Source organism: Streptomyces sp. NPDC050704 (genome assembly GCF_040654355.1).
Taxonomy (GTDB): Bacteria; Actinomycetota; Actinomycetes; order Streptomycetales; family Streptomycetaceae; genus Streptomyces.
The window spans coordinates 1-23,207 of the sequence record NZ_JBFAHW010000031.1; the positions used below are offsets into that span (position 1 = coordinate 1).

The 23,207-nt window shown below is 69.9% G+C and carries 20 protein-coding genes; 12 read left to right on the forward strand and 8 right to left on the reverse strand.

Annotated features, from left to right (window positions below; all coding sequences use genetic code 11):
* Positions 1-392: 392 nt before the first annotated feature.
* Positions 393-2,654 carry an ATP-dependent RecD-like DNA helicase gene (locus tag AB0I18_RS19710; protein ID WP_363106799.1) on the reverse strand — a complete coding sequence of 754 codons (2,262 nt, stop codon included), beginning with the start codon at positions 2,652-2,654 and terminating at the stop codon, positions 393-395.
* A gap of 235 nt (positions 2,655-2,889) precedes the next feature.
* On the opposite strand from AB0I18_RS19710, the gene AB0I18_RS19715 reads away from it, so the two are divergent.
* The 5 genes from AB0I18_RS19715 to rbsD all read left to right on the forward strand — a co-directional run bounded on the left by AB0I18_RS19715 (position 2,890) and on the right by rbsD (position 8,940).
* Complete coding sequence (locus tag AB0I18_RS19715) at positions 2,890-3,951, forward strand: LacI family DNA-binding transcriptional regulator (RefSeq protein ID WP_363106800.1); 1,062 nt, start codon at positions 2,890-2,892, stop codon at positions 3,949-3,951.
* Complete coding sequence (locus AB0I18_RS19720) at positions 3,948-5,540, forward strand: sugar ABC transporter ATP-binding protein (protein ID WP_363106801.1); 1,593 nt, start codon at positions 3,948-3,950, stop codon at positions 5,538-5,540. The genes AB0I18_RS19715 and AB0I18_RS19720 overlap by 4 nt, the downstream gene beginning before the upstream one ends.
* Entirely contained in the window at positions 5,530-7,491 is a 1,962-nt protein-coding gene (locus AB0I18_RS19725; RefSeq protein WP_363106802.1) for a substrate-binding domain-containing protein, read from the forward strand. The genes AB0I18_RS19720 and AB0I18_RS19725 overlap by 11 nt, the downstream gene beginning before the upstream one ends.
* A 163-nt stretch (positions 7,492-7,654) precedes the next feature.
* Positions 7,655-8,554: a ribokinase gene (gene rbsK, locus AB0I18_RS19730; protein WP_363106803.1), complete on the forward strand. Its 900-nt coding sequence runs from the start codon at positions 7,655-7,657 to the stop codon at positions 8,552-8,554.
* The gene (gene rbsD, locus AB0I18_RS19735) at positions 8,551-8,940 is read left to right on the forward strand and encodes a D-ribose pyranase (RefSeq protein ID WP_363106804.1); all 390 of its coding nucleotides are present in this window, start codon (positions 8,551-8,553) and stop codon (positions 8,938-8,940) included. Before rbsK ends, rbsD begins: the two co-directional genes overlap by 4 nt.
* 194 nt (positions 8,941-9,134) lie before the next feature.
* On the opposite strand, the gene AB0I18_RS19740 is transcribed toward rbsD, so the two are convergent.
* The 4 genes from AB0I18_RS19740 to AB0I18_RS19755 all read right to left on the reverse strand — a co-directional run bounded on the left by AB0I18_RS19740 (position 9,135) and on the right by AB0I18_RS19755 (position 13,722).
* A complete protein-coding gene (locus AB0I18_RS19740; protein ID WP_363106805.1) occupies positions 9,135-10,349 on the reverse strand; it encodes a beta-propeller fold lactonase family protein in 1,215 nt (404 codons plus the stop codon).
* Between the two features lie 222 nt (positions 10,350-10,571).
* The gene (locus AB0I18_RS19745; RefSeq protein WP_363106871.1) at positions 10,572-11,369 is read right to left on the reverse strand and encodes a sugar phosphate isomerase/epimerase family protein; all 798 of its coding nucleotides are present in this window, start codon (positions 11,367-11,369) and stop codon (positions 10,572-10,574) included.
* 47 nt (positions 11,370-11,416) lie between these two features.
* The gene (locus AB0I18_RS19750; protein ID WP_363106806.1) at positions 11,417-12,574 is read right to left on the reverse strand and encodes a dihydrodipicolinate synthase family protein; all 1,158 of its coding nucleotides are present in this window, start codon (positions 12,572-12,574) and stop codon (positions 11,417-11,419) included.
* Positions 12,571-13,722: a Gfo/Idh/MocA family oxidoreductase gene (locus AB0I18_RS19755; RefSeq protein ID WP_363106807.1), complete on the reverse strand. Its 1,152-nt coding sequence runs from the start codon at positions 13,720-13,722 to the stop codon at positions 12,571-12,573. Before AB0I18_RS19755 ends, AB0I18_RS19750 begins: the two co-directional genes overlap by 4 nt.
* 404 nt (positions 13,723-14,126) lie before the next feature.
* Between AB0I18_RS19755 and AB0I18_RS19760 the strand changes: the two genes are divergently transcribed.
* Complete coding sequence (locus AB0I18_RS19760; RefSeq protein WP_363106808.1) at positions 14,127-15,176, forward strand: LacI family DNA-binding transcriptional regulator; 1,050 nt, start codon at positions 14,127-14,129, stop codon at positions 15,174-15,176.
* A 288-nt stretch (positions 15,177-15,464) separates the two neighbouring features.
* Here the strand turns inward: AB0I18_RS19760 and AB0I18_RS19765 are convergent, their stop codons facing one another.
* Positions 15,465-16,337, reverse strand: coding sequence for an aldo/keto reductase (locus AB0I18_RS19765; RefSeq protein WP_363106809.1), 873 nt, complete (start codon positions 16,335-16,337; stop codon positions 15,465-15,467).
* Positions 16,338-16,556: 219 nt separating this feature from the next.
* Between AB0I18_RS19765 and AB0I18_RS19770 the strand changes: the two genes are divergently transcribed.
* Positions 16,557-17,492 carry a bifunctional helix-turn-helix transcriptional regulator/GNAT family N-acetyltransferase gene (locus AB0I18_RS19770; protein ID WP_363106810.1) on the forward strand — a complete coding sequence of 312 codons (936 nt, stop codon included), beginning with the start codon at positions 16,557-16,559 and terminating at the stop codon, positions 17,490-17,492.
* A 45-nt stretch (positions 17,493-17,537) separates the two neighbouring features.
* Positions 17,538-18,338: a sugar phosphate isomerase/epimerase family protein gene (locus AB0I18_RS19775; protein WP_363106811.1), complete on the forward strand. Its 801-nt coding sequence runs from the start codon at positions 17,538-17,540 to the stop codon at positions 18,336-18,338.
* Here the strand turns inward: AB0I18_RS19775 and AB0I18_RS19780 are convergent.
* Positions 18,322-20,079 (reverse strand): FAD-dependent monooxygenase, encoded by a 1,758-nt coding sequence (locus AB0I18_RS19780; RefSeq protein WP_363106812.1) that lies wholly within the window; start codon positions 20,077-20,079, stop codon positions 18,322-18,324. The genes AB0I18_RS19775 and AB0I18_RS19780 overlap by 17 nt on opposite strands.
* 45 nt (positions 20,080-20,124) lie before the next feature.
* Between AB0I18_RS19780 and AB0I18_RS19785 the strand changes: the two genes are divergently transcribed.
* Entirely contained in the window at positions 20,125-20,589 is a 465-nt protein-coding gene (locus tag AB0I18_RS19785; protein ID WP_363106813.1) for a MerR family transcriptional regulator, read from the forward strand.
* Positions 20,590-20,600: 11 nt separating this feature from the next.
* On the opposite strand, the gene AB0I18_RS19790 is transcribed toward AB0I18_RS19785, so the two are convergent.
* Complete coding sequence (locus tag AB0I18_RS19790) at positions 20,601-20,954, reverse strand: ATP-binding protein (RefSeq protein WP_363106814.1); 354 nt, start codon at positions 20,952-20,954, stop codon at positions 20,601-20,603.
* A gap of 207 nt (positions 20,955-21,161) precedes the next feature.
* On the opposite strand from AB0I18_RS19790, the gene AB0I18_RS19795 reads away from it, so the two are divergent.
* From AB0I18_RS19795 to AB0I18_RS19805, 3 genes are read left to right on the forward strand one after another with little or no spacing between them, the layout of a single operon-like run.
* On the forward strand, positions 21,162-21,980 hold the full coding sequence (locus tag AB0I18_RS19795) for a helix-turn-helix transcriptional regulator (protein WP_363106815.1): 819 nt from the start codon (positions 21,162-21,164) through the stop codon (positions 21,978-21,980).
* Complete coding sequence (locus AB0I18_RS19800; RefSeq protein WP_363106816.1) at positions 21,977-22,162, forward strand: DUF397 domain-containing protein; 186 nt, start codon at positions 21,977-21,979, stop codon at positions 22,160-22,162. Before AB0I18_RS19795 ends, AB0I18_RS19800 begins: the two co-directional genes overlap by 4 nt.
* Positions 22,162-23,151, forward strand: coding sequence for a hypothetical protein (locus AB0I18_RS19805; RefSeq protein WP_363106817.1), 990 nt, complete (start codon positions 22,162-22,164; stop codon positions 23,149-23,151). Before AB0I18_RS19800 ends, AB0I18_RS19805 begins: the two co-directional genes overlap by 1 nt.
* Positions 23,152-23,207: the final 56 nt, after the last annotated feature.

A 23,207-nucleotide genomic window follows, 5' to 3' on the forward strand; every position in this document is an offset into this window, starting at 1 on the left:
TGGGATATCCAGTCATGGCACGTTGCCGCGGCGATCGGACACCCCGACACGACCCCTCACGCCGGAGAGCCGAGTGCGGGTGAGTGGGGCCTGCGCTGCAGACCCCGACCCCGCCTCACGGCCGTTGGCCGTTGGCCGTTGTCTTTTGTCTTTTAGGGGCGCGGGGAACTGCGCACCCAGCCCCCACCGGGCCCGCAGTGATCACACCACCCCAAGCCCCCCGGTCTTTAGTCTTTTCAGGGGCGCGGGGAACTGCGCGACCAGCCCCCACCGGGCCCGCACCCTACGAACCAACCCGAGGCACCCCCAGTCCTTTAGGGGCGCGGGGAACTGCGCGACCAGCCACAGGCGGCCCGCACCGTGCAAACCAGGACAAGGCAGCCGCGGTCGAACTACCGGTCACCCGTCGGTCGGGCGAGACGGAAGTCCAGGCCCGTGAACCTTCGGCCGGCGGAGACCGTGCGGACGGCCTGGCCTATGGCCTTGCGGGAGCCGACGAGGACGACGAGTTTCTTGGCCCGGGTCACCGCCGTGTAGAGCAGGTTCCGCTGGAGCATCATCCAGGCCCCGGTGGTGACCGGGATGACCACCGCCGGATACTCGCTCCCCTGGGAGCGATGGATCGTCACCGCGTACGCGTGGGCCAGCTCGTCGAGTTCGTCGAACTCGTACGGAACCTCCTCGTCCTCATCCGTCCGCACCATCAGCTTCTGGTCGTCGAGGTTGAGCGCGGTGACCACACCGACCGTGCCGTTGAAGACGCCGTTCTCGCCCTTCTCGTAGTTGTTGCGGATCTGGGTGACCTTGTCGCCGACGCGGAAGACCCGGCCGCCGAACCGCTTCTCGGGGAGGTCGGGGCGGGCGGGTGTGATGGCCTGCTGGAGCAGGCCGTTGAGGGTGCCCGCGCCCGCCGGCCCCCGGTGCATGGGCGCCAGCACCTGCACATCCCGGCGTGGATCGAGCCCGAACTTGGCGGGGATGCGCCGCGCCGCCACGTCCACCGTGAGTCGGCCCGTCTCCTCGGTGTCGTCCTCCACGAAGAGGAAGAAGTCGTTGAGGTTCTCGGTGATGGGCTGCTGGCCCGAGTTGATCCGGTGGGCGTTGACCACGACTCCGGATTTCTGGGCCTGGCGGAAGATCCGGGTGAGGCGGACCGCCGGCACCGGGCCACCGTCGGCGAGCAGGTCGCGCAGCACCTCGCCCGCGCCCACGCTGGGGAGTTGGTCGACGTCCCCGACGAAGAGGAGATGGGCGCCCGGAGGAACCGCCTTGACCAGCTTGTTGGCGAGGAGGAGGTCGAGCATCGACGCCTCGTCAACGACGACCAGGTCGGCGTCCAGCGGGCGGTCCTTGTCGTATGCCGCGTCGCCGCCCGGCTTCAGCTCAAGGAGCCGGTGCACGGTGGACGCTTCCGCTCCGGTGAGCTCGGCGAGTCGCTTGGCGGCACGGCCCGTCGGGGCGGCCAGTACGACCTTCGCCTTCTTCGCGCGGGCCAGCTCCACGATCGAGCGGACCGTGAAGGACTTGCCGCAGCCCGGGCCGCCGGTGAGTACGGCCACCTTCTCGGTGAGGGCGAGCCGGACGGCCTCCTCCTGCTCGGGCGCCAGCTCCGAGCCCGTACGGTCCCTGAGCCATGCCAGCGCCTTGTCCCAGGCCACGCTCCGGAAGGCGGGCATCCGGTCCTCGTCGGTGCGCAGGAGACGCAACACCTGGGCGGAGAGGGACAGTTCGGCCCGGTGGAAGGGGACCAGGTAGATGGCCGTGACCGGGTCGCCGCCGTCCAGGCCCGGTACCCGCTCACGTACGACACCCGGCTCCTCGCCCTCCTCTGACGGCTCCGCCAGTTCCGCGAGGCACTCGATGACCAGCCCAGTGTCCACCTGGAGCAGCTTCACCGCGTCGGCGATCAGCTGCTCCTCCGGGAGGAAGCAGTGGCCCTGGTCGGTGGACTGCGAAAGGGCGTACTGGAGACCGGCCTTGACGCGCTCCGGGCTGTCGTGCGGGATGCCCACGGACTGGGCGATCTTGTCGGCGGTGAGGAAGCCGATGCCCCAGACGTCGGACGCGAGCCGGTACGGCTGGTTCTTGACGATCGAGATCGACGCGTCCCCGTACTTCTTGTAGATGCGGACCGCGATCGACGTCGACACCTCGACGGTCTGGAGGAAGAGCATGACCTCCTTGATCGCCTTCTGCTCCTCCCAGGCCTCGGCGATCTTCTTGGTGCGCTTCGGGCCGAGCCCGGGGACCTCGATGAGCCGCTTCGGCTCCTCCTCGATGACCTGGAGCGTGTCGAGGCCGAAGTGCTGGGTGATGCGGTCGGCGAAGATCGGCCCGATGCCCTTGACCAGGCCGGAACCGAGGTAGCGGCGGATGCCCTGGACAGTGGCTGGCAGGACCGTCGTGTAGTTCTCGACCGTGAACTGCTTGCCGTACTGCTGGTGCGAGCCCCAGCGGCCCTCCATTCGCAGGGATTCGCCTACTTGGGCACCGAGCAGCGCGCCGACGACCGTGAGAAGGTCTCCGCCGCCTCTGCCGGTGTCGACCCGCGCGACCGTGTAGCCGTTCTCCTCGTTGGCGTACGTGATCCGCTCCAGTACGCCTTCGAGTACGGCCAGTTGCCGCTCCCCGCTCCCCGCCGCCTGATTGGACATGATCCGACGCTACCGCCCGCGTCTGACAGCGCGGCGGCCCTGTGGACAATCCCCGCCCGCCTCGGGCGCCCAAGGGGCGCGGGGAACTGCGCGACCAGCCCACGAGCACCCGCGGATGAAACTCGGCAAGCACCCCCGCCCCCTTCATCACGATCCGGTCTCAGGGGCTTGTCAACCTCGATGTAATCGATTCCAATCCTCCTTGTAATCGATTCCACAAGGAGGTGGAGCGACGATGGCGAGCATCAAGGACGTCGCCGCCGAGGCGGGCGTATCCGTCGCCACGGTCTCGCGCGTCCTGAACGACCACCCGTCGGTCAGCCCCGCGGCACGCGCCAACGTGCTGGCGGCCGTCGAGACGCTGGGCTACCGCCCGAACGCCGTCGCCCGCTCCCTGCGCACCGACCAGACCCACACCCTCGGCCTGGTCATCAGCGACGTGCTCAACCCGTACTTCACCGAACTGGCCCGCTCCGTCGAGGAGGAGGCCCGCGCCCTCGGCTACAGCGTCATCATCGGAAACGCCGACGAACGGCCGGAGCTGCAGGACCACCACGTCCGTACGCTCCTCGACCGCCGCATCGACGGGCTCCTGGTGTCCCCCACCGACGGCGGCTCGCCGCTGATGCTGGAGACCGCGCGCGCGGGGACCCCGATGGTCTTCGTGGACCGCTGGATCCCGGGCGTGGACGTGCCGGTGATCAGGGCGGACGGCCTGGACGCCGTACGCGATCTGGTCGCCCACCTGCACCGCCTCGGCCACCGCAGGCTCGCGATCATCGCGGGCCCGGCGGCCACCACCACCGGCAGTGAGCGCGTCGAGGCCTTCCGGGAGGCCCTGCGCGAGTACGGACTTCCGCTGCCCGACGCGTACATAGGCCAGGGCGATTTCCAGGCCGCCAGCGGTCGCCGGGTCACCGAGGAGTTCCTGGACCTCGCCGAGCCGCCCGAGGTCGTCTTCGCCACCGACAACCTGATGGCCCTGGGTGCGCTGGACGCCATCCGCGCGCGCGGGATGCGGGTTCCCGACGACATCGCGCTCGCCGCATTCGACGACATCCCGTGGTTCGTGCACACCGATCCGCCGATCACGGCGATCGCCCAGCCGACCCCCGATCTCGGCCGGGCCGCCGTACGCGCCGTCGTCGACCGCATCGAGGGACGGCCCCCGAAGTCCGTGACCCTCCCCGCCCGTCTCGTCGTCCGCCGCTCCTGCGGCGAAGCGGCCGTCGCGTACCCCATGCCTTCTGTCTCCCCCGTCTCCCCCGTACCTCCCGTCCTAAGGAGCAACCCGTGAGCGATCCGGACGAGTTGCTGCGTATCGAAGCGATACGCAAGACCTTCCCCGGTGTGGTCGCGCTCGACAGCGTCGACTTCGATCTGCGCCGCGGCGAGGTGCATGTGCTGCTCGGCGAGAACGGCGCCGGCAAGAGCACCCTCATCAAGATGCTGTCCGGCGCCTACCGGCCGGACTCCGGGCAGGTGGTCGTAGGCGGCGAGAAGGTCCGCATCCACGGCGCGCAGGACGCCGAGCGCCTCGGCATCGCGACCATCTACCAGGAGTTCAACCTGGTCCCCGACCTGACGGTCGCCGAGAACATCTTCCTGGGCCGCCAGCCGCGCCGCTACGGCCTGATCGACCGCAAACGGATGGAGGCGGACGCCGCCGAGCTCCTGGAGCGCGTCGGCGTGAACGTCTCCCCCCGCGCGCGGGTGCGTGAACTCGGAATCGCACGCCTGCAGATGGTGGAGATCGCGAAGGCCCTGAGCCTGAACACCCGCGTATTGATCATGGACGAGCCGACCGCGGTGCTCACCTCCGGAGAGGTCGAAAAACTCTTCCGGATCGTGCGGCAGCTGCGCGAGGACGGGGTCGGCATCGTCTTCATCACGCACCACCTGGAGGAGATCGCCGCCCTGGGAGACCGGGTCACGGTCATCCGGGACGGCAGGAGCGTGGGCCAGGTGCCCGCGTCCACACCCGAGGACGAGCTCGTACGCCTCATGGTGGGCCGCTCCATCGAGCAGCAGTATCCGCGCGAACGCCCCGACGCGGAACCTGACGCACAAGACGGACGAGACGGACGAGCAGGCACCGCGGCCGCGTTGCTCACCGTCGAAGGGCTCACCCGGGACGGTGTTTTCCACGACGTGAGTTTCGAGGTGCGGGCCGGTGAGGTCGTCGGCATCGCGGGGCTCGTCGGAGCCGGGCGTACGGAGGTCGTACGGGCGGTCTTCGGGGCCGATCCGTACGACAGGGGGTCCGTGGCGGTTGCGGGCGCCCGCCTGCCGCGTCACGACGTGAGCGCGGCGATGACGGCCGGCATCGGGCTCGTGCCCGAGGACCGCAAGGGCCAGGGGCTGCTGCTTGACGCCTCGGTCGAGGAGAACCTCGGTCTCGTCACGCTCCGCTCCGCGACCCGCGGCGGCCTCGTCGACCTCAAGGGGCAGCGGACGGCCGCCGCGCGGATCGCCGAGCAGCTCGGCGTCCGCATGGCCGGGCTCGGCCAGCACGTGCGCACCCTCTCCGGCGGCAACCAGCAGAAGGTCGTCATCGGCAAGTGGCTGCTCGCCGACACCAAGGTGCTGATCCTGGACGAGCCGACGCGCGGTATCGACGTCGGCGCCAAGGTCGAGATCTACCAGCTGATCAACGAGCTCACGGCCGCCGGACACGCCGTCCTGATGATCTCCAGCGACCTGCCCGAGGTCCTCGGCATGAGCGACCGGGTGCTGGTGATGGCCCAGGGCCGCATCGCGGGCGAACTCTCCGCCGAAGAGGCGACCCAGGACTCCGTGATGGCCCTCGCCGTCAGCACCCCGACCACCACCACTACCGCAACCACCACCCCTGTTACCGCTGTGGAGGGCTCCCGTGGCCACTGACACGCTCAAGAGCACATCGGGCGCGAGTGGCGCCTCGGGCAACCCCGGCGGCCTGCGCCGACTCCTGCTCGACAACGGCGCGCTCACCGCGCTCATCATCCTCGTCATCGCGATGTCGGCCCTGTCCGGCGACTTCCTGACGACCGACAACCTGCTCAACATCGGCGTCCAGGCGGCCGTCACCGCCATCCTCGCCTTCGGCGTGACCTTCGTGATCGTCTCGGCGGGCATCGACCTGTCGGTCGGTTCCGTCGCCGCCCTGTCCGCCACCGTCCTTGCCTGGACGGCCACTTCGGAGGGCGTCCCGGTCTGGATCGCGGTGCTCCTCGCGATCGCCACCGGAATAGCGTGCGGGCTCGTCAACGGCATCCTGATCTCGTACGGGAAGCTGCCGCCGTTCATCGCGACGCTCGCCATGCTGTCGGTGGGCCGCGGCCTGTCGCTCGTCATCTCGCAGGGCAGCCCGATCGCCTTCCCCGACTCGGTCTCGCACCTCGGCGACACGCTGGGCGGCTGGCTGCCCGTGCCGGTCCTCGTGATGATCGTCATGGGGCTCATCACGGCCCTGATCCTCGGGCGTACGTACATCGGGCGCTCCATGTACGCGATCGGCGGCAACGAGGAGGCGGCCCGCCTCTCCGGCCTCCGGGTGAAGAAGCAGAAACTCGCGATCTACGCCCTGTCCGGCCTCTTCGCCGCGGCCGCCGGCATCGTCCTCGCCTCCCGTCTCTCCTCCGCGCAGCCGCAGGCCGCGCAGGGCTACGAGCTGGACGCGATCGCCGCGGTCGTCATCGGCGGCGCCTCGCTGGCGGGCGGTACGGGCAAGGCGTCCGGAACGCTGATCGGCGCGCTGATCCTCGCGGTCCTGCGCAACGGCCTCAACCTCCTCTCCGTGTCCGCCTTCTGGCAGCAGGTCGTCATCGGCGTGGTCATCGCGCTGGCCGTGCTCCTCGACACCCTGCGGCGCAAGGCGGGGGCCACTCCGGTCGCCGCCGGGACCTCCTCGCGGCCCAAGGGCCCACAGGCGGTGAAGTACGCGCTCGCCGTCGTCCTCGCGGCGGCGATCGTGGGCGGTCTGACTCTCGTCAACAACGGCTCGTCCTCCGCGGCGAACCAGAAGATCGGCCTGTCCCTCTCCACCATGAACAACCCCTTCTTCGTACAGATCAGGCAGGGCGCCCAGGCGGAGGCCAAGCGGCTCGGCGCCGACCTGACCGTCACGGACGCGCAGAACGACGCCTCGCAGCAGGCCAACCAGCTGCAGAACTTCACCAGCGAGGGCGTCGACGCGATCATCGTCAACCCGGTGGACTCGGACGCGGCGGGCCCCTCGGTGCGCTCCGCGAACAAGGCCGACATCCCCGTCGTCGGCGTCGACCGCGGCGTCAACAAGGCCGACACGGCCGCGCTCGTGGCCTCCGACAACATCGCGGGCGGCAAGCTCGGCGCGAAGGCGATGGCCGAGAAGCTGGGCGGCCAGGGCAAGATCGTGATTCTGCAGGGCCTGGCCGGTACGTCCGCGAGCCGCGAGCGCGGCGCGGGCTTCGCCGAGGGGCTCAAGGCCTACCCGGGCATCAAGGTCGTCGCCCGGCAGCCGGCCGACTTCGACCGCACCAAGGGCCTCGACGTCATGACGAACCTCCTCCAGGCCCACCCGGACGTCGACGGTGTCTTCGCCGAGAACGACGAGATGGCACTCGGCGCGATCAAGGCCCTCGGCTCCAAGGCCGGCAAGTCCGTCCAGGTCATCGGCTTCGACGGCACGCCCGACGGTCTGAAGGCCGTCAAGGAGGGCACGATGTACGCCTCGGTGGCGCAGCAGCCGAAGGAACTGGGCAGGATCGCGGTGGAGAACGCGCTGCGGGCAGCCGACGACAAGAAGGTCGACAAGACGGTGAAGGTGCCGGTGAAGGTCGTCACGGCGAAGAACGTGGACGAATTCAGCGGCTGACCGCGACGACCGAAGTCGCTGGACAGAAGTCGACGGATCGCAGTCGCCGGACCGAAGGCGACAGATCGCAGTCGCCGGACCGAAGGCGACGGACCGAAGGCGACGGGCGGGCGGTCAGGGGAAGCCGCCCGCCCCAACTCACCACCCCCCAGGGAGACAGTTCATGTACGACTACGACCTGCTGGTCGTGGGATCGGCCAACGCCGACCTGGTCATCGGCGTCGAGCGACGGCCCGCCGCCGGAGAGACCGTCCTCGGCTCCGACCTGGCCCTCCATCCCGGCGGCAAGGGCGCCAACCAGGCCGTCGCCGCCGCCCGCCTCGGGGCCCGTACGGCCCTGCTGGCCCGGGTCGGCGACGACGCGCACGGCCGCCTGCTGCTCGACTCGCAGCGGGCCGCCGGGGTCGACACGTCCGGCGTCCTCGTCGGAGGCGCGCCCACCGGAGTCGCCCTGATCACCGTCGACCCGTCCGGCGACAACAGCATCGTGGTCTCCCCCGGCGCGAACGGCCGCCTGACCCCGGACGACATCCGCGCGGCCAGCGCCCTCCTCGCCGCCTCCCAGGTGGTCTCGGCGCAGCTGGAGATCCCGCTGGAGACGGTCGAGGAGGTCGTACGGAACATGCGGCCCGGCACCCGCTTCGTACTGAACCCGTCCCCGCCCCGGGAGTTGCCGGAGCTGGTGCTGGCCGCCTGCGACCCGCTGATCGTGAACGAGCACGAGGCGCGGGTGGTGCTCGGCGCGGACGCGGGCGACACGCCCGAGCAGTGGGCCGGGGCGCTCCTCGCCCTGGGTCCGCGCTCGGTGGTCGTCACCCTGGGCGAGGAGGGCGCGCTGGTCGCCGACGCGGCCGGGGCGACCCGCGTCCCGTCCGTGAAGGTGAACGCCGTGGACACGACCGGCGCGGGCGACTCCTTCACCGCGGCCCTGGCCTGGCGGCTGGGCGCCGGCGAGTCCCTGGCGGCCTCGGCGACGTACGCGGCACGCGTGGGAGCCGTCGCCGTCACCCGGGAGGGCGCCCAGGCCTCCTTCCCCACCGCCGAAGAGGTCGCCGCACTGTGAAGAAGGCCGGAATCCTGAACCGTCATCTGGCGGGCGCCCTGGCCGAACTGGGCCACGGCGACGGCGTACTCGTCTGCGACGCCGGCATGCCCATCCCGGCCGGCCCCCGCGTCGTGGACCTCGCCTTCCGGGCCGGGGTGCCGTCGTTCTCCGAGGTCCTGGACGGCCTCCTGGCCGAACTGGTCGTGGAGGGCGCGACGGCGGCGCGGGAGGTGGGACAGGCGAACCCGGCCGCGTCCACCCTCCTGACCGGCCACTTCCCGACCCTGACCCTCGTCTCCCACGAGGAACTCAAGACCCTCTCGGCGGACGCCCGCCTGATCGTCCGCACCGGTGAGGCCCGCCCGTACGCGAACGTACTGCTGCGCTGCGGGGTCTTTTTCTGACTTCGTTCTCAGACTTCGTTCTCAGACTTCGAAGGGGCCCGGTCCGTCGACCGGGCCCCTTCGTTTCCCTCCCCATCAGAACCCCCGCGATCCCCCCGGATCCCCCTCCAGAAGTCCTGATGCCAAGTACGACCCACGGGGTACGGAGAGGGTTGCACGGCCACGCGAGAATTTTTTCGCCGTGTTGTGGCTCCTCACACCGCGGCGATGCCCTCCATACCGGACTCGCCGAAGACGGGCAGGTCCTCGACGGTCGTGACCTTGGTCAGGGCTCCGTCCTCCTCGACGCGGAAGCCGTCGACGGTGCCGGAGACCGCGTTCTGGACGTAGACGAACCTGTCGTCCGCCGTCACCGCGAGGTCGATCACGCCCTGGGAGTTCGCCGACGGCGGGGTGGCCACTCCGACGGCGTTGGTGAGGGCGAGCTTGCCGTTCTCGTCCATGCGGTACCCGGTGACCGTCGAGTTGCCCGTGTTCCCGCCGTAGAAGAAGTCACCCGCGCGCTCCAGCCAGCACAGGGTCTCCTGGCCGTTGGCGAGCGGTTCCTGCACGACCTTGAGCTTGCCGTCGCGCCTCACCTTGTACGTACTGACCGTGGCCTTCTCGGCCTCCGCGACCAGCATCCGCCCGGCCGGGTCGAAGCTGATCGCGAACGGCACCCCGCCCGCAGAGTCGCTGACGACGGGCTCGTCGACGGCCGGGAGCCCGCCCCGCTTCATCGGGAAGACCTCGACCGTATTGTTCGACTTGGTGGTGACGACCAGGTTGCGCCCGTCCGGCGTGAACTCGACCTCGCCGGGCGAGCTGGAGAAGAGCGGCACGTCCTCGTTCTCCAGGCCCAGCGACCGGTGCGAGCCCTTCAGCGGCTTGAGCCCCTTCTCGGTGATCTTGAATCCCTGGACGCTGCCCGCCCCGCCGGCGTTCATGACGTACGCGACCTTGCCGGACACCGCGATGCTCGCCGGGAACTCGCCTCCCGAGTCCACGACCTGGGGGTCCGACAGCTTCTGCCCCCGCACGCGGAAGGAGGTCACCGTGCCGCTGCCCGCGTTGACGGCCAGCAGCATCCCCGACCGGTCGTCGTAGACGAGGGACCCCTGGGAAGCGAGCGAATCGGTCGGCGCGTCGGTCTGGTGGCCGCCCTTGCCGCCGGTCTCGTACTCCCCCGCCGCGGTAAGTACTCCGTCGTCGTCCCGTTCGAATACGTGGATCGTGTTCCCGTCCAGCTCGTTGCCCTGCACGAAGACCGCGTGGTCGGCCTTGGCCGCCTGGTCCCCGGACCCCGCATACTGCCCGGCGCTGGCCAGGGTCCCTGCCGTCGCGACGCCCGCCGTGGCGAGGAGCCCGGCCCCGATCAGGGCCAGCGGCTTCTTCGACTTCGCCTTGTGACTGCTCGCGTGTCCACTCATGCCCGGCTCCTCAGAAGGTCCTCACCGCCTCAGGATTCGAGACGGCCAGAACCAGAGTTGCCCTTGGGACGGCTGCGCCGCCCCAACTCCCCCACCACGTCAGCGTCTCGTAAGACCTCACCACCCCCGACAGACAAGGTGATTGGAAGGTTCAGGACACTCACAGCCGCAAAAAAGCGTCCCAAACCTTCCAATCACCCGATCCCCGGGTGGGGGTGGGGGTTACGCCGCGTGCGTTGCGAAGCGGGATGCCGTTTCCGTCAGGAGCTCGCGGCCGTCGCGGGCCCACAAGGTGTCGTTGAAGAGTTCGACCTCGATCGGGCCGGTGTAGCCGGCCGAATCCACGTAGGTCTTCCACTCCCTCATGTCGATTGCGCCGTCGCCGATCTGGCCCCGGCCGTTCAGGACGCCCTCGGGGAGGGGGGTGGTCCAGTCGGCCAGTTGGAACGTGTGGATGCGGCCGGTCGCGCCCGCGCGGGCGATCTGGGCCGGGGCCTGGTCGTCCCACCAGATGTGGTACGTGTCGACGGCTACGCCGACCTGGTTCGCGGGGAACCTTTCCGCGAGGTCCAGGGCTTGGGTGAGGGTCGAGACGACGCAGCGGTCGGAGGCGTACATCGGGTGGAGGGGCTCGATGGCCAGCCGTACGCCCCGCTCCTGCGCGTACGGGCCCAACTCGCCGAGCGCGTCGGCGATGCGCTCCCGGGCGCCGTGCAGGTCCTTCGAGCCCGCCGGGAGGCCGCCCGAGACGAGGACGAGTGTGTCCGTGCCCAGGGTCGCCGCCTCGTCGATCGCCGCCCGGTTGTCGTCCAGGGCGGACGCCCGCTCGGCCGGGTCGATGGCCGTGAAGAAGCCGCCCCGGCAGAGGGTGGTCACGGCCAGGCCCGCGTCGCGGATCAGCTTGGCCGTCGCGTCGAGCCCGTACGCCTGGACCGGGGCGCGCCAGAGGCCGATGCCCGGGATGCCCAACTCCAGGCATCCTTCGACCAGTTCGGGGAGCGACAGCTGCTTGACCGTCATCTGGTTGATGCTGAAGCGGGAGAGATCCTGAGGAGTGGTCGTAGTACTCACTGGGTCACTCCGTACAGGGCGAGGAGGTTCTTCATGCGGGCCTCCGCGAGTGCCGGGTCCGGGAACAGGCCCAGGCCGTCGGCCAGTTCGTACGCGCGGGCGAAGTGCGGAAGCGAGCGGGCCGACTGGAGGCCGCCGACCATCGTGAAGTGCTCCTGGTGGCCCGCGAGCCAGGCCAGGAAGACCACGCCCGTCTTGTAGAAGCGGGTCGGGGTCTGGAAGAGGTGGCGGGACAACTCGACGGTCGGGTCGAGGAGTTCGCGGAAGCCCTTCACGTCACCCGTGTCGAGGACCCGGACGGCTTCTGCCGCGAGGGGGCCCAGCGGGTCGAAGATGCCGAGCAGGGCGTGGCTGAAGCCGCGGTCGTCGCCGGCGATCAGTTCGGGATAGTTGAAGTCGTCGCCCGTGTAGCAGCGGACGCCGTCCGGGAGGCGGCGGCGGAGGTCGACCTCGCGCTGAGCGTCCAGGAGGGAGACCTTGATGCCGTCGACCTTGTCGGGGTGCGCGGCGATGACTTCCAGGAAGGTGTCCGTGGCCGCGTCCAGGTCGGACGAGCCCCAGTAGCCGTCCAGGGCCGGGTCGAACATCGGGCCCAGCCAGTGCAGGATCACCGGCTCGGAGGCCTGGGCCAGCAGTCGGCCGTAGACCGAGAGGTAGTCCTCGGGGCTCTTGGCCGCCGCGCACAGGGCGCGGGAGGCCATCAGGATCGCCTGGGCGCCCGCCGACTCGACGAGTGCGAGCTGCTCCTCGTAGGCGGCGCGGACCTCGTCGAGCGAGTGGTCCGGGCCGGTGAGCTGGTCCGTGCCGACGCCGCACGCGACGAGGCCGCCGACCGTCTTCGCCTCGGCGGCGGACCGCTTGATCAGCTCGGCGGCGCCCGCCCAGTCCAGGCCCATCCCGCGCTGGGCCGTGTCCATCGCCTCGGCGACCCCGAGCCCGTGCGACCAGAGATGGCGGCGGAAGGCGAGGGTGGCGTCCCAGTCGACGGCGGCCGGGGAATCGGGCGAGACGTCCGCGTACGGGTCGGCGACGACGTGCGCCGCCGAGTAGACCGTACGGGAGGTGAAGGGGGCGCCGGTGGTGATGGAGAGGGGTTCGGGGCGGGGTGTGTAGGTGCGCAACTCGCCGCCTGCGCCCGGGAGTTGGATGGTCACAGGGAGATCTCCGGTACGTCGAAGCGGCGGCCCTCGGCCGAGGACTTGAGCCCCAGTTCGGCGAGCTGGACGCCGCGGGCGCCGGCGAGGAGGTCCCAGTGGTAGGGCGCGTCGGCGTAGACGTGCCGGAGGAAGAGCTCCCACTGGGCCTTGAAGCCGTTGTCGAACTCGTCGTTGTCCGGGATCTCCTGCCACTGGTCGCGGAAGGAGTAGGTGGCCGGGATATCGGGGTTCCAGACCGGCTTGGGGGTGGAACTGCGGTGCTGGACGCGGCAGTTGCGCAGGCCGGCGACCGCCGAGCCCTCGGTGCCGTCGACCTGGAACTCTACGAGTTCGTCGCGGTTGACGCGTACGGTCCAGGACGAGTTGATCTGGGCGATCGCGCCGCCTTCGAGTTCGAAGACGCCGTAGGCGGCGTCGTCGGCCGTGGCGGTGTACGGCTTGCCCTGCTCGTCCCAGCGCTGCGGGATGTGCGTGGCGGTGAGCGCCTGGACGGACTTCACGCGGCCGAAGAGTTCGTGCATCACGTACTCCCAGTGCGGGAACATGTCGACAACGATGCCACCGCCGTCCTCGGCGCGGTAATTCCACGACGGGCGCTGGGCGGACTGCCAGTCGCCCTCGAAGACCCAGTAGCCGAACTCGCCGCGGATGGACAGGATTTCACCGAAGAAGCCGCCGTCGATGAGCCGCTTGAGCTTGAGCAGGCCGGGGAGGAAGAGCTTGTCCTGGACGACGCCGTGCTTGATGCCGGCGGCGGCCGCCAGCCGGGCCAGCTCCAGGGCGCCGTCGAGTCCGGTCGCGGTCGGCTTCTCGGTGTAGATGTGCTTGCCCGCCGCGATCGCCTTCGTGATCGCCTCCTCGCGGGCCGAGGTGACCTGGGCGTCGAAGTAGATGTCGATGGTCGGGTCGGCGAGCACGGCGTCGAGGTCCGTGGACCAGTGCTCGATGCCGTGCTGGTCGGCGAGCGCCTTCAGCGCGTGCTCGCGGCGGCCGACGAGGACCGGCTCGGGCCACAGCACGGTGCCGTCACCGAGGTCGAGGCCGCCCTGTTCGCGCAGGGCGAGGATCGAGCGGACGAGATGCTGGCGGTAGCCCATGCGTCCCGTCACGCCGTTCATGGCGATGCGCACCGTCTTGCGTGTCACGTCATTCCCTTCGTACGCGTCCTGCGCCGCGTACGCCCCACCGGTGCACTCCGGGCGCTCCGGGCGGTCCCGTGGGCTCCCGTGAGGCACCGGTGAACTGGTGAGCGTGACAGCAAGCGCTTTCTATACCAGTAGAAGTTAGCCTCTGATCAGCGGACCGGACAAGACCGGGGATGTTACGAGTTGTTCGAGGGGGCGAACAGCGCGGGCTTGCGATCATAAGGTCTGCATCCAACCTGTGACCGTAAGGTCTGCACCACTCGGGGGCTTGGGCGCGACACTGTCCACGGCTCGGAGTACGACTCTTACGGCTCTTATGGGAGTACGCCTCTTACGGCTCTTATGACCGGCTCTGAGGCTGACGACGAGGACGAGGACGAGATGCGCGACCGGAGGACGAGTAGATGACGGTGACCCTGGCGGACGTGGCGGCCCGCGCGCAGGTCTCGCCCGCGACGGTGTCGCGCGTGCTGAACGGGAACTACCCCGTGGCCGCTTCCACCCGCGAGCGGGTGCTGCGGGCCGTGGACGAACTGGACTACGTACTGAACGGCCCCGCGAGCGCGCTCGCCGCCGCCACGTCCGACCTGGTCGGGATTCTGGTCAACGACATCGCCGACCCGTTCTTCGGGATCATGGCGGGGGCGATCCAGTCCGAGATCGAGGGGCCGGGCGGGCGTGCGGGAGGGGAGCGTCTCGGGGTCGTGTGCAACACCGGCGGCTCTCCGGAGCGCGAACTCACGTACCTCACGCTCCTTCAGCGCCAACGCGCCGCCGCAGTGGTGCTGACGGGTGGGGCCGTGGAGAACACCACGCACGCGGCGGCCGTGGCGACCAAGCTGCGGAAGCTCGCGGCCGCGGGGACGCGTGTGGTGTTGTGCGGGCGGCCGCCCGCGCCGGCGGACACCGACGCGGTGGCCATCACCTTCGACAACCGGGGCGGCGGACAGGAGCTCACCGAGCATCTGATCGGCCTCGGCCACCGGCGCATGGGGTACATCACCGGTCCGGAGGAGCGCACCACGACCCGTCACCGGCTCGAAGGCCACCGCGCCGCGCTCGCCGCGCACGGTATCGCCGACGATCCCGGCTGGACCGTGCACGGGCGTTACGACCGCCGGTCCGGGTACGAGGCGACGCTGGAACTCCTGCGCCGCGAACCGGAGTTGACGGCCGTGGTCGCCGCCAACGACACGGTCGCCCTCGGCGCGTGTGCCGCTCTGCGCGACTCCGGGCTCCGTATCCCGGACGACGTGTCCGTCGTCGGTTTCGACGACCTGCCCTTCAGCGTCGACGCGGTGCCCGCACTGACGACGGTGCGGTTGCCGTTGGCGGAGGCGGGGGCTCGGGCGGGGCGGATCGCGATGGGACGGGAGGAGCCGCCGCCGGGCGGGATCGCCATGGTGCGGGGGGAGTTGATGGTGCGGGGGTCTACTGGGGTGCCGAAGGCGTGAGGGGTGCGCCTTGAGGGGTGCGCGGTGACGGGCGGGGCCAACGGTTGTAGGCCAACAGCAGTGGGCCAACACCGGTAGATCAACGGCCGTGGGCCAACACCGGTAGGTCATCAGCTGTGGGCCTGCGCCGGTCGGCCGACAGTGCCGGGCCAACGGCTGTAGGCCAGCGGCCGTGGGCCAACGGCGGTGGGCCAACAGCGGTGGGCCAACAGCCGTAGACCGCCACCAGCCGACCGACGGCCCCGAGCCAACACCAGTAGGCCAACAGTCGTAGGCCCGGCCCTCCGTCTATCCCTGGTTGGTCAGGGTGTCGAGGCGGGAACGCTGGGGTGGGGTCAGGGTCAGGGTTGTTGCGGCGAGGTTTTCCTCCAGGTGGGCGATCTGGGCTGTGCCCGGGATCGGGACGATGACCGGTGAGTGGTCGAGGAGCCAGGCCAGGGAGACCTGCGTGGGGGTGGCGTCGAGTTCGGACGCGACCGCGGCGATCTCGGCCCGCTCGCCCGACGTCCCGGCCGCGACGGGCCGCCACGGCAGGAAGGCGATGCCCGCCTCCTCGCAGGCGGCCAGCACGGGCTCGTACTCGCGGTCGAGCAGGTTGTAGCGGTTCTGGACGCTCGCGATGTCGACGATCTTCCGCGCCTGGTCGAGTTCGTCGACGGTGACCTCGGAGAGGCCGATCCGGCCGATCTTGCCCTCGTCCCGGAGGTCCCGCAGTGCGCCGAGCTGGTCGGCGAGCGGGGTGTCCGGGTCGATGCGGTGGAGTTGGAGCAGTTCGACGCGTTCGACGCGGAGCCTGCGCAGGCCCTGCTCGACCTGGTCCCGCAGGGAGTCCGGGCGGCCGTCCAGTTTCCACTCGCCCTGGGCGGGGCGGCCGCCCCCGTACAGGTTCGGGCCCGTTCGCACGACGCCGACCTTGGTGGTGATCTGGAGCCCGTCCGCATACGGGTACAGGGCCTCGGCGAGGAGTTCCTCGTTGGCTCCGCCGCCGTAGAGGTGGGCGGTGTCGATGAGCGTGACGCCCAGTTCGACGGCCCTCCTGGCGACCGCGACGGAGGCCTCGCGCTCGGCGGCGGGCTCGGTCGGCAGGCGCATGGCCCCGAACCCGAGCCGCCGTACCTCCAGGTCCCCACCGATACGGAACGTGCTCGATGTCGTCGTCATCTGACTGCCTTCCCCCTGCCCCTGTGGCCCCAGTGACCCAAGTCGCGACGCTAACAGCGAAGTCGGCGGAGAGCGGGGGTGGGAAACGGATGAAATCCCATACGGGACACCGCCCCGCACGGCATAATCTCTGACTGAGTCAGCTATCCAGTCACCATCCACTCACCACCCAGACCCAGACCCAGACCAGCGTGAGCCGCGAGGCAGGTGCCAGGTGTCATGACCGTTCAAGAGATCCGTGCCTTCAACCGCTTCTACACGAACCTGATCGGCGCGCTCGACTACAGCCGCCGGCTGCACGCCCCGTACACGCTCACGGAGTCCCGCGTGCTGTACGAACTCGCCCACTCCCCCCGTACGGACGCGGCGGACCTCCGTACCGAACTCTGCCTGGACTCGGGCTACTTGAGCCGGATGCTCGCGAAGTTCGAGAAGGACGGGCTGATCAAGCGGGCGCCGTCGGAGAAGGACACCCGGCGGCAGCGGATCACGCTCACGGTCCGCGGGCGGGAGACCGCCGGCCTCCTCGACGAGCGGTCGCGCGAAACGATCGGCTCGCTGCTGTCGACCGTCCCGCCGAGCGACCGGCCCCGCCTCGCCAAGGCGATGCACGAGGTCCGCGAAATCCTCTCCGACGGGCGCCGGCCACCGCGGGGCGAGGACGTGGTGCTGCGTGAACCCGGCCCTGGCGACCTCGGCTGGATCGTGCAGCGCAACGCCGCGCTCTACACCGCCGAGTACGGCTGGAACACGGATTACGAGGGCCTGGTCGCCCGGATCGTCGCCGACTTCGCCGAGGACCACGACCCGCATCTGGAGCGGGTGTGGATCGCGGAGCTGGACGGCCGGCCGGTGGGCTGCGTGATGTGCGTACGGGACGACGCGCCCGGCGCCGCCCGCCTGCGCCTCCTGCTCGTCGAGCCGGAGGCGCGCGGGCTGGGTGTCGGGGACCGCCTCGTGCGGGCCTGCGTCGAGTTCGCGCGGGGCGTCGGCTACCGCGAGCTGGTCCTGTGGACGAACGACGTCCTGTCCTCGGCCCGCCGCATCTACCAGCGCCACGGCTTCGTCCTCCTCGCGGAGAAACCGCACCGCTCCTTCGGTGTCGATCTCGTAGGCCAGGACTGGCGCCTTGATCTGCACGGCCCACAGGAGTGACGGCGGACGAGTGATACGAGACGAGTGACGGGTAGGGTCCGGGGCATGAAGCTGGCCTTCTCCACCCTCGGTGTCCCCGGACTCCCGATCAGCGACGTGGTACGGCTCGCGGCCGCGCACGGCTACCACGGTGTCGAGTTGCGCGCGCATCCCGAGGAGCCGGTCCACCCCGGCCTGGGCCTCCCCGAACGGGCCGATGTGGCGGCCGAGTTCAAGAGTGCGGGCATCGAGATCCTGGGCCTCGCGGGGTACGCGCGCGTGGCGGCGCCGGGCGACGACGGCCCCGTACTGGCCGAACTGCGGGCGCTCCTCGAACTGGCCCGGGACCTGGGCGCCCCCTTCGTCCGCGTCTTCCCAGGCGGCGGCACCGAGCAGAGCCCCGCCGAAGCCGACGCGACGGCCGCCCGCCGACTGGGCACGGCCGCGGAGTACGCCGCCGACCTGGGCGTACGCATCCTGCTTGAGACCCACGACTCGCACCGCACCGGCGCCGACGCGATCCGCGTCCTCGGCCTGGTCGGACACCGCCAGGTCGGCTCCCTCTGGGACGTCATGCACACCTGGCTCGGCGGCGAACAGCCCTCGTCGACGTACGCCGCGCTCTCCCCGTACCTCGGCTACGTCCAGGTCAAGGACATCGCCTCCGCCGACGACACGACCCCGCTGCCGCTCGGCACCGGCGTCCTGCCGCTCACCGAGTGCGTCGAGCTGCTCAGTCGCGAGGGGTGGGACGGGTGGCTGTGCTGGGAGTACGAGAAGCGGTGGTACGAGTCGGCCGCGCCGCTTGAGGGGCTGCTCGGTGCGGGCCGGGAGCATCTGGGACGGTTGCTCAACGAGTCGGCGTGACCACGCGCGTGTGGCCCAGGACCCGGCTCACCGTGTCTCGTAGGGCTTCGTGCGGATCGGTGCCGAGTGCGGGGGCGCGCCAGCAGACGAATCCGTCGGGCCGGACCAGTACCGCGCCGTCCGGCCCGATCCCGGCGACCTGGCAGAAGGTGCCGTCCGGGTCGCCGAGCACGTCATCGGCGTACGCGTCGGCACCGGCGTCGGTGTCGGTGTCAGGGATGACGCGGTGGGCGCGCACCTCGATGCCGAGGTCCGACGACGCCGCGGCCGACAGCCAGGGATGGCCCTGCGGTCCGGCGAGCAGGAGCCAGTGCGGTCCCGCGATGTCCACCGTGGATACCCGGGCCTTGCCGTCCTGGCCGGAGGTGAGCCAGTGGTGCGGCAGCCGGTATCCGGGTCGCGCGTCGTCGTCGAAGACATCGAGGGCATCGGGGTCCGCCTCGGGCCGGTCGTCGGTGATGACGGCGTCGGACTGGTAGCGGTAGAACATCATGGCGCGCAAGTGGATGTCCGCGTGGGCCTCGAACAAGGCGTCCGGCTCCTGCCCCTCGGACGAGCCGATGCCGATACCGATGCCGACGTCTCGGGTCGCGAAGCGCGAGAAGCCGACCGATACCGCGGCGGCGGCGCGGCGCTCGGCCTCGTACGTGTCCAGCAGTGCGGGTGCGGCCTGGCCGTGCAGCACGGCGGCCAGTTTCCAGGCGAGGTTGTGCCCGTCCTGGATGCCGGTGTTCATGCCGAGCCCGCCGGCGGACGTCTGCACGTGGGCCGCGTCGCCGGCCAGGAACACCCGGCCCCGCCGGAAACCCGATGCCAGGCCCAGCCTCGCCTCCCAGGGAGTCGCCGCCAGCAGCTCGACGGACACCGTCGGATCACCGATCGCGGCGTGCAGCAGTTCGACGATCCGCTCGCGGGGCAGCTGTACCGGGCCGTCGGGCTTTCCCGGGTAGTCCATGATGTGCGTCCCCCAGAGGTCCTTGCCGTCGACCTTGCCGATCGCGGCGTAGACCTCGGCGTTGCGCACGAAACAGAACCTCGACTCGCGGTCGCGGCGGAGTTCGTCGATGTCGGCACGGTAGATGGCGGTGGTGACCGTGCCGACGGTCTCCAGGTCGGGCATGGTGAGGCCGAGCCGGTCGCGGATACCGCTGCGGGCCCCGTCCGCGCCGATCAGATAGGCGGCGGTGATCTCTGTCCGCTCGCCGGTGGCCGTGTTGACGACCGTGGCCCGTACGCCGTCGTCGTCCGCATGGCCTCCATCGCCCGTGTCGCCCGCGTCGCCCGCGTCGAATTCCACGAGGTGGGCGCCGAACCGCACCTCGCCGCCACGGGCGCGTACCTCCTTCACCAGGAGCTTTTCCAACTGGTCACTGGTTGCCATCAGGCGCGGGGCAGGGGTGCAGGTCATCAACCGGTGGGCGTAACGCGGTGGTTGACGGTTGCGTACGAGTACCGGGCCGACGCCGCGTTCCTTGAACACCATGCCGTACGGGTTCTCCGGCACCCACCCGACCTGTTCGAGCGCCGTGCCGAGTCCGGCCGCGCGGAACAGTTCGATCGTGCGCGGACTGGTGTTGGCCCGGGGGCGTTGTCCGGTGGTGGCACGCTTCTCGACGACGAGCGGGCGTACGCCGTGGCAGGCCAGGAAGAACGCCGTGGACAGCCCGACAGGGCCGCCGCCGACCACCAGGACCGGAACATCGTCCGGAAGACTCTCTGGAACATTCTCTGGAGCGGTCATGCCGTCATCGTGGACGCTGAAGTCAGCTTCAGTTCAATGGCCGGTATGAGGAACGAGCGCTACTCGATCAGTTTCGTGGCCCGGCACTTCGGCATGCGGGTGTCCGCCCTGCGGTACTACGACAGGCTGGGGCTTCTCACGCCCGTGGAGCGCAAGGGAAACGTGCGCTACTACGGGCGCGGCGAGTTACGCAGGCTCGCGCTGATCCAACGCCTGCACCGGCAGGGGCTGGTGAACCTGGCCGACACGGCGACGCTGCTCGCCGACGCGCCAGCGCGGGGGCGCGAGAAGGAGCAGGAGCGGGAGCAGCCGGGCTGGCACGACGTGCTGAGCACGTCCGCGGACGCCCTCCAGGAGCGGATCCGCCACTTGCAGGACGCGCACAGGACGCTGGAGCACCTGCTGGCATGCCCGGACCCTGATCCGGTCCGGGAGTGCCCCTACCTGCGCGAGCAGCTCGACGACGCGGTGGACACCGCGCTGGACACGGGCTCCGCCGAGTCCTCGTAGCGACCGGTCGGTCAGCAGAGCACCCTGGCCCACACCGTCTTGCCGATCACGCGGGCTCTGAGTTCCCAGCTCTCGGAGAGTGCCTCCACCAGCGGGAGGCCTCGGCCCGACTCCGCGTCCGGGGCGGGCACCTGGGACTCCGGGAGGTGGGGCGAGGCGTCGGAGACCTCCACGTCGATCGTCTTCTCGCCGTCGTAGGTGAGGGCCACCTCGAAGAAGCGGCCGGGGACGCGGGCGTGGCGTACGGCGTTCGTCGACAGCTCCGAGACGATCAGCTCGATGGCGTCGGCGGCGTCGGTGGGGATGCGCCATTCCAGGAGTACGGATCTGGCGCCGCGGCGCGCCTCCGGAACCGAGCGGGTCACTGGCGTGAGCTTTCGCCGCCAGGTTTTGACCCGGAGGTTTACTCCGTCACTTTCTGTGTTCACAGGAACACTGTCGAGCCTGGTCGCTACCGTCACCAGTGACCTGGCGTCGACGCCCGGGGCGGGCAACTCGGCCTGGGTGGGCGTTGATTGCCGTTGAGCCGTGTTGAGGGCGTTGAGAGCGTTGAGGGGAAGGGTTCGGTAGCTATGGCGCAGCCCAAGAAGAACTCGTCGTCACCTGCCGCGCAGTACTTCGCGGAGGTGCTGCGCATGTTGCGTACGAAGGCGGGGCTGTCCCAGAACGAGTTGGGTGAGCGCATGAACTACACGGGCGCGGCGGTGAGCGCAGTGGAGACTTGCGCCAAGCCCGCGACGGACGAGTTCATCGAGGCGGCGGAGAAGGCGCTGGATGCGTTCGGTTTGGTGGGGGCGGCGACCAAGTATTTGCGGTTGGAGCGGTATCCGGCTCACTTTCAGGGGTTCGTGCAGCTTGAGCAGGAGGCGCTGAGTGTGTCGTCGTACTGCACGCAGCTCGTGCATGGGCTTTTGCAGACGCCCGAGTACGCCCACGCTGTACTGAACTGCGCGTTCCCGCCCTTGGAGGAGGACGAGGTCGAGCAGTTGGTCTCGGCTCGCATGGAACGCAAGGCACTCTTCGATCGCAAGCCGGTCTGCGTCATCAACGTCATCCTCGAAGAGGCGGCGCTACGGCGGCAGACCGGTGGCCCTGAAGTCATGGGCGCGCAGCACGAGTACCTGGTCGCCTGCGCGAAGCGGCCGAACGTGGTGCTCCAGGTCATGCCGATGGCCAAGGCCGGACACGCGGGTCTCCAGGGCCCGTTGACTGTTCTTGAGACTCCGGAGAACACCACGTTGGTGTACATGGAAGGCAACGGCCAGAGCACCCTCGTCTCCAGGCCAGACGAGGTCGGGTTTCTGGCACGCCGTTATGCGATGATCAGAAGTCAGGCCCTCCACCCGGAGGAATCCGTCGCCCTGATCGAGCAGTTGGCAGGTGAGCTATGACCCAACTGACGTGGTTCAAGAGCAGCTACAGCGACTCCAGCGGCGGCGAATGCGTAGAGGTCGCCACGACCTCCACCATCCACGTGCGCGACTCCAAAGACATCTCGCGCCCCTTCCTCCACCTCTCCCCCGCCGCCTGGGACGCCTTCATAGCCGAGGTCAGGACCACCCCCCACCACTGATGCTCATCCGCGAAGCGCTCCACGCCCTCGGTCGTACCTGGCGGCCTATCTACGGCTTCACGCTCGCCGTCGCCGTGCTCACAACCCTCGTCGGCGGCGGCATCGTGGCGGCCGGATTCCTCGTGTCGTGGGGTGACTTCGAGGACGCGCGGAGCGACGCGGAATACTCCATCGCTTCCGAGGACTCCTACACGGCGTACGCCGATCAGATGGACTCGCTCCGGGATGTCGGAGCCGTCGTCACGGTCCTGCTGCTGATCGTCGCGTTCGTCGTCCTCGCCGTACTGCGCGCCGCATACGCCGTCGCCTTCGAGCGCGCCTTGGACGATGACGACGATGACTACGACCGAGAGAGCATCGGGGGCGTCGGGGAGTTGTGGGCGCACACGCGGCCACGCATCGGCGGTGCTCTCCGAGTCCAGGGGCTGATCTGGCTGCTCGCCGGCGGTACGGCCTTTCTGGGGTTCGTGCTGTGGGCCGCCGTCGAGGTGGGCGCCGTGCCCGGTGTCGAGGTCACGAACGTGGGTGAGACCGCGACCATGCAGTACCGGATCGTGGGCTGGAGCCTGCCGATCGCCATCGCGGGGCTCGGTCTCCTCGTCTGCCTCCGCCTGTCCGTGGCCGCGGACACGCTCGTGGCCAAGAACACCTCGTCGCGGGTCGCGGTGCGTCGCTCCTGGGTGCTGACCCGGCGCGCGCGGTGGAAGACGTTCCGCATCGGCCTGCCGCTCACGGCCGCCGTCGTACTCGTCTTCTTCCTGCTCCGGTACGCGGCCGCCCCCGTCGCCCACCTGCTCGGTCTCGGCATGCTCCGGATCAGCGGCGACAACGTGTGGGTCACCGGCGTCCTGGTCCTGATCACCCCGACCGCGGTGGCCCTGCTGCTCCTGCCGTTGGCGATCCTGCCGCCGGTGTACTCGGTGATCGCCGTTCTGCACAGGGATCTCCGCGCACTCCGGCCCAAAACAGCACCACAGCAGTCTCGTTGAGCACTCCCGTACCCATTCGTACCGACTTCGGGGAATCCGCGGAAACGGGGGAACCC

What these genes read in the sequence shown, in the direction of transcription:
- AB0I18_RS19710 (WP_363106799.1), bottom strand. Translation starts at nt 2,654, where the DNA reads ATGTCCAATCAGGCGGCGGGGAGCGGGGAGCGGCAACTGGCCGTACTC.
- AB0I18_RS19715 (WP_363106800.1), top strand. Translation starts at nt 2,890, where the DNA reads ATGGCGAGCATCAAGGACGTCGCCGCCGAGGCGGGCGTATCCGTCGCC.
- rbsK (WP_363106803.1), top strand. Translation starts at nt 7,655, where the DNA reads ATGTACGACTACGACCTGCTGGTCGTGGGATCGGCCAACGCCGACCTG.
- AB0I18_RS19740 (WP_363106805.1), bottom strand. Translation starts at nt 10,349, where the DNA reads ATGAGTGGACACGCGAGCAGTCACAAGGCGAAGTCGAAGAAGCCGCTG.
- AB0I18_RS19745 (WP_363106871.1), bottom strand. Translation starts at nt 11,369, where the DNA reads ATGACGGTCAAGCAGCTGTCGCTCCCCGAACTGGTCGAAGGATGCCTG.
- AB0I18_RS19760 (WP_363106808.1), top strand. Translation starts at nt 14,127, where the DNA reads ATGACGGTGACCCTGGCGGACGTGGCGGCCCGCGCGCAGGTCTCGCCC.
- AB0I18_RS19765 (WP_363106809.1), bottom strand. Translation starts at nt 16,337, where the DNA reads ATGACGACGACATCGAGCACGTTCCGTATCGGTGGGGACCTGGAGGTA.
- AB0I18_RS19770 (WP_363106810.1), top strand. Translation starts at nt 16,557, where the DNA reads ATGACCGTTCAAGAGATCCGTGCCTTCAACCGCTTCTACACGAACCTG.
- AB0I18_RS19775 (WP_363106811.1), top strand. Translation starts at nt 17,538, where the DNA reads ATGAAGCTGGCCTTCTCCACCCTCGGTGTCCCCGGACTCCCGATCAGC.
- AB0I18_RS19780 (WP_363106812.1), bottom strand. Translation starts at nt 20,079, where the DNA reads ATGACCGCTCCAGAGAATGTTCCAGAGAGTCTTCCGGACGATGTTCCG.
- AB0I18_RS19785 (WP_363106813.1), top strand. Translation starts at nt 20,125, where the DNA reads ATGAGGAACGAGCGCTACTCGATCAGTTTCGTGGCCCGGCACTTCGGC.
- AB0I18_RS19795 (WP_363106815.1), top strand. Translation starts at nt 21,162, where the DNA reads ATGGCGCAGCCCAAGAAGAACTCGTCGTCACCTGCCGCGCAGTACTTC.
- AB0I18_RS19800 (WP_363106816.1), top strand. Translation starts at nt 21,977, where the DNA reads ATGACCCAACTGACGTGGTTCAAGAGCAGCTACAGCGACTCCAGCGGC.
- AB0I18_RS19805 (WP_363106817.1), top strand. Translation starts at nt 22,162, where the DNA reads ATGCTCATCCGCGAAGCGCTCCACGCCCTCGGTCGTACCTGGCGGCCT.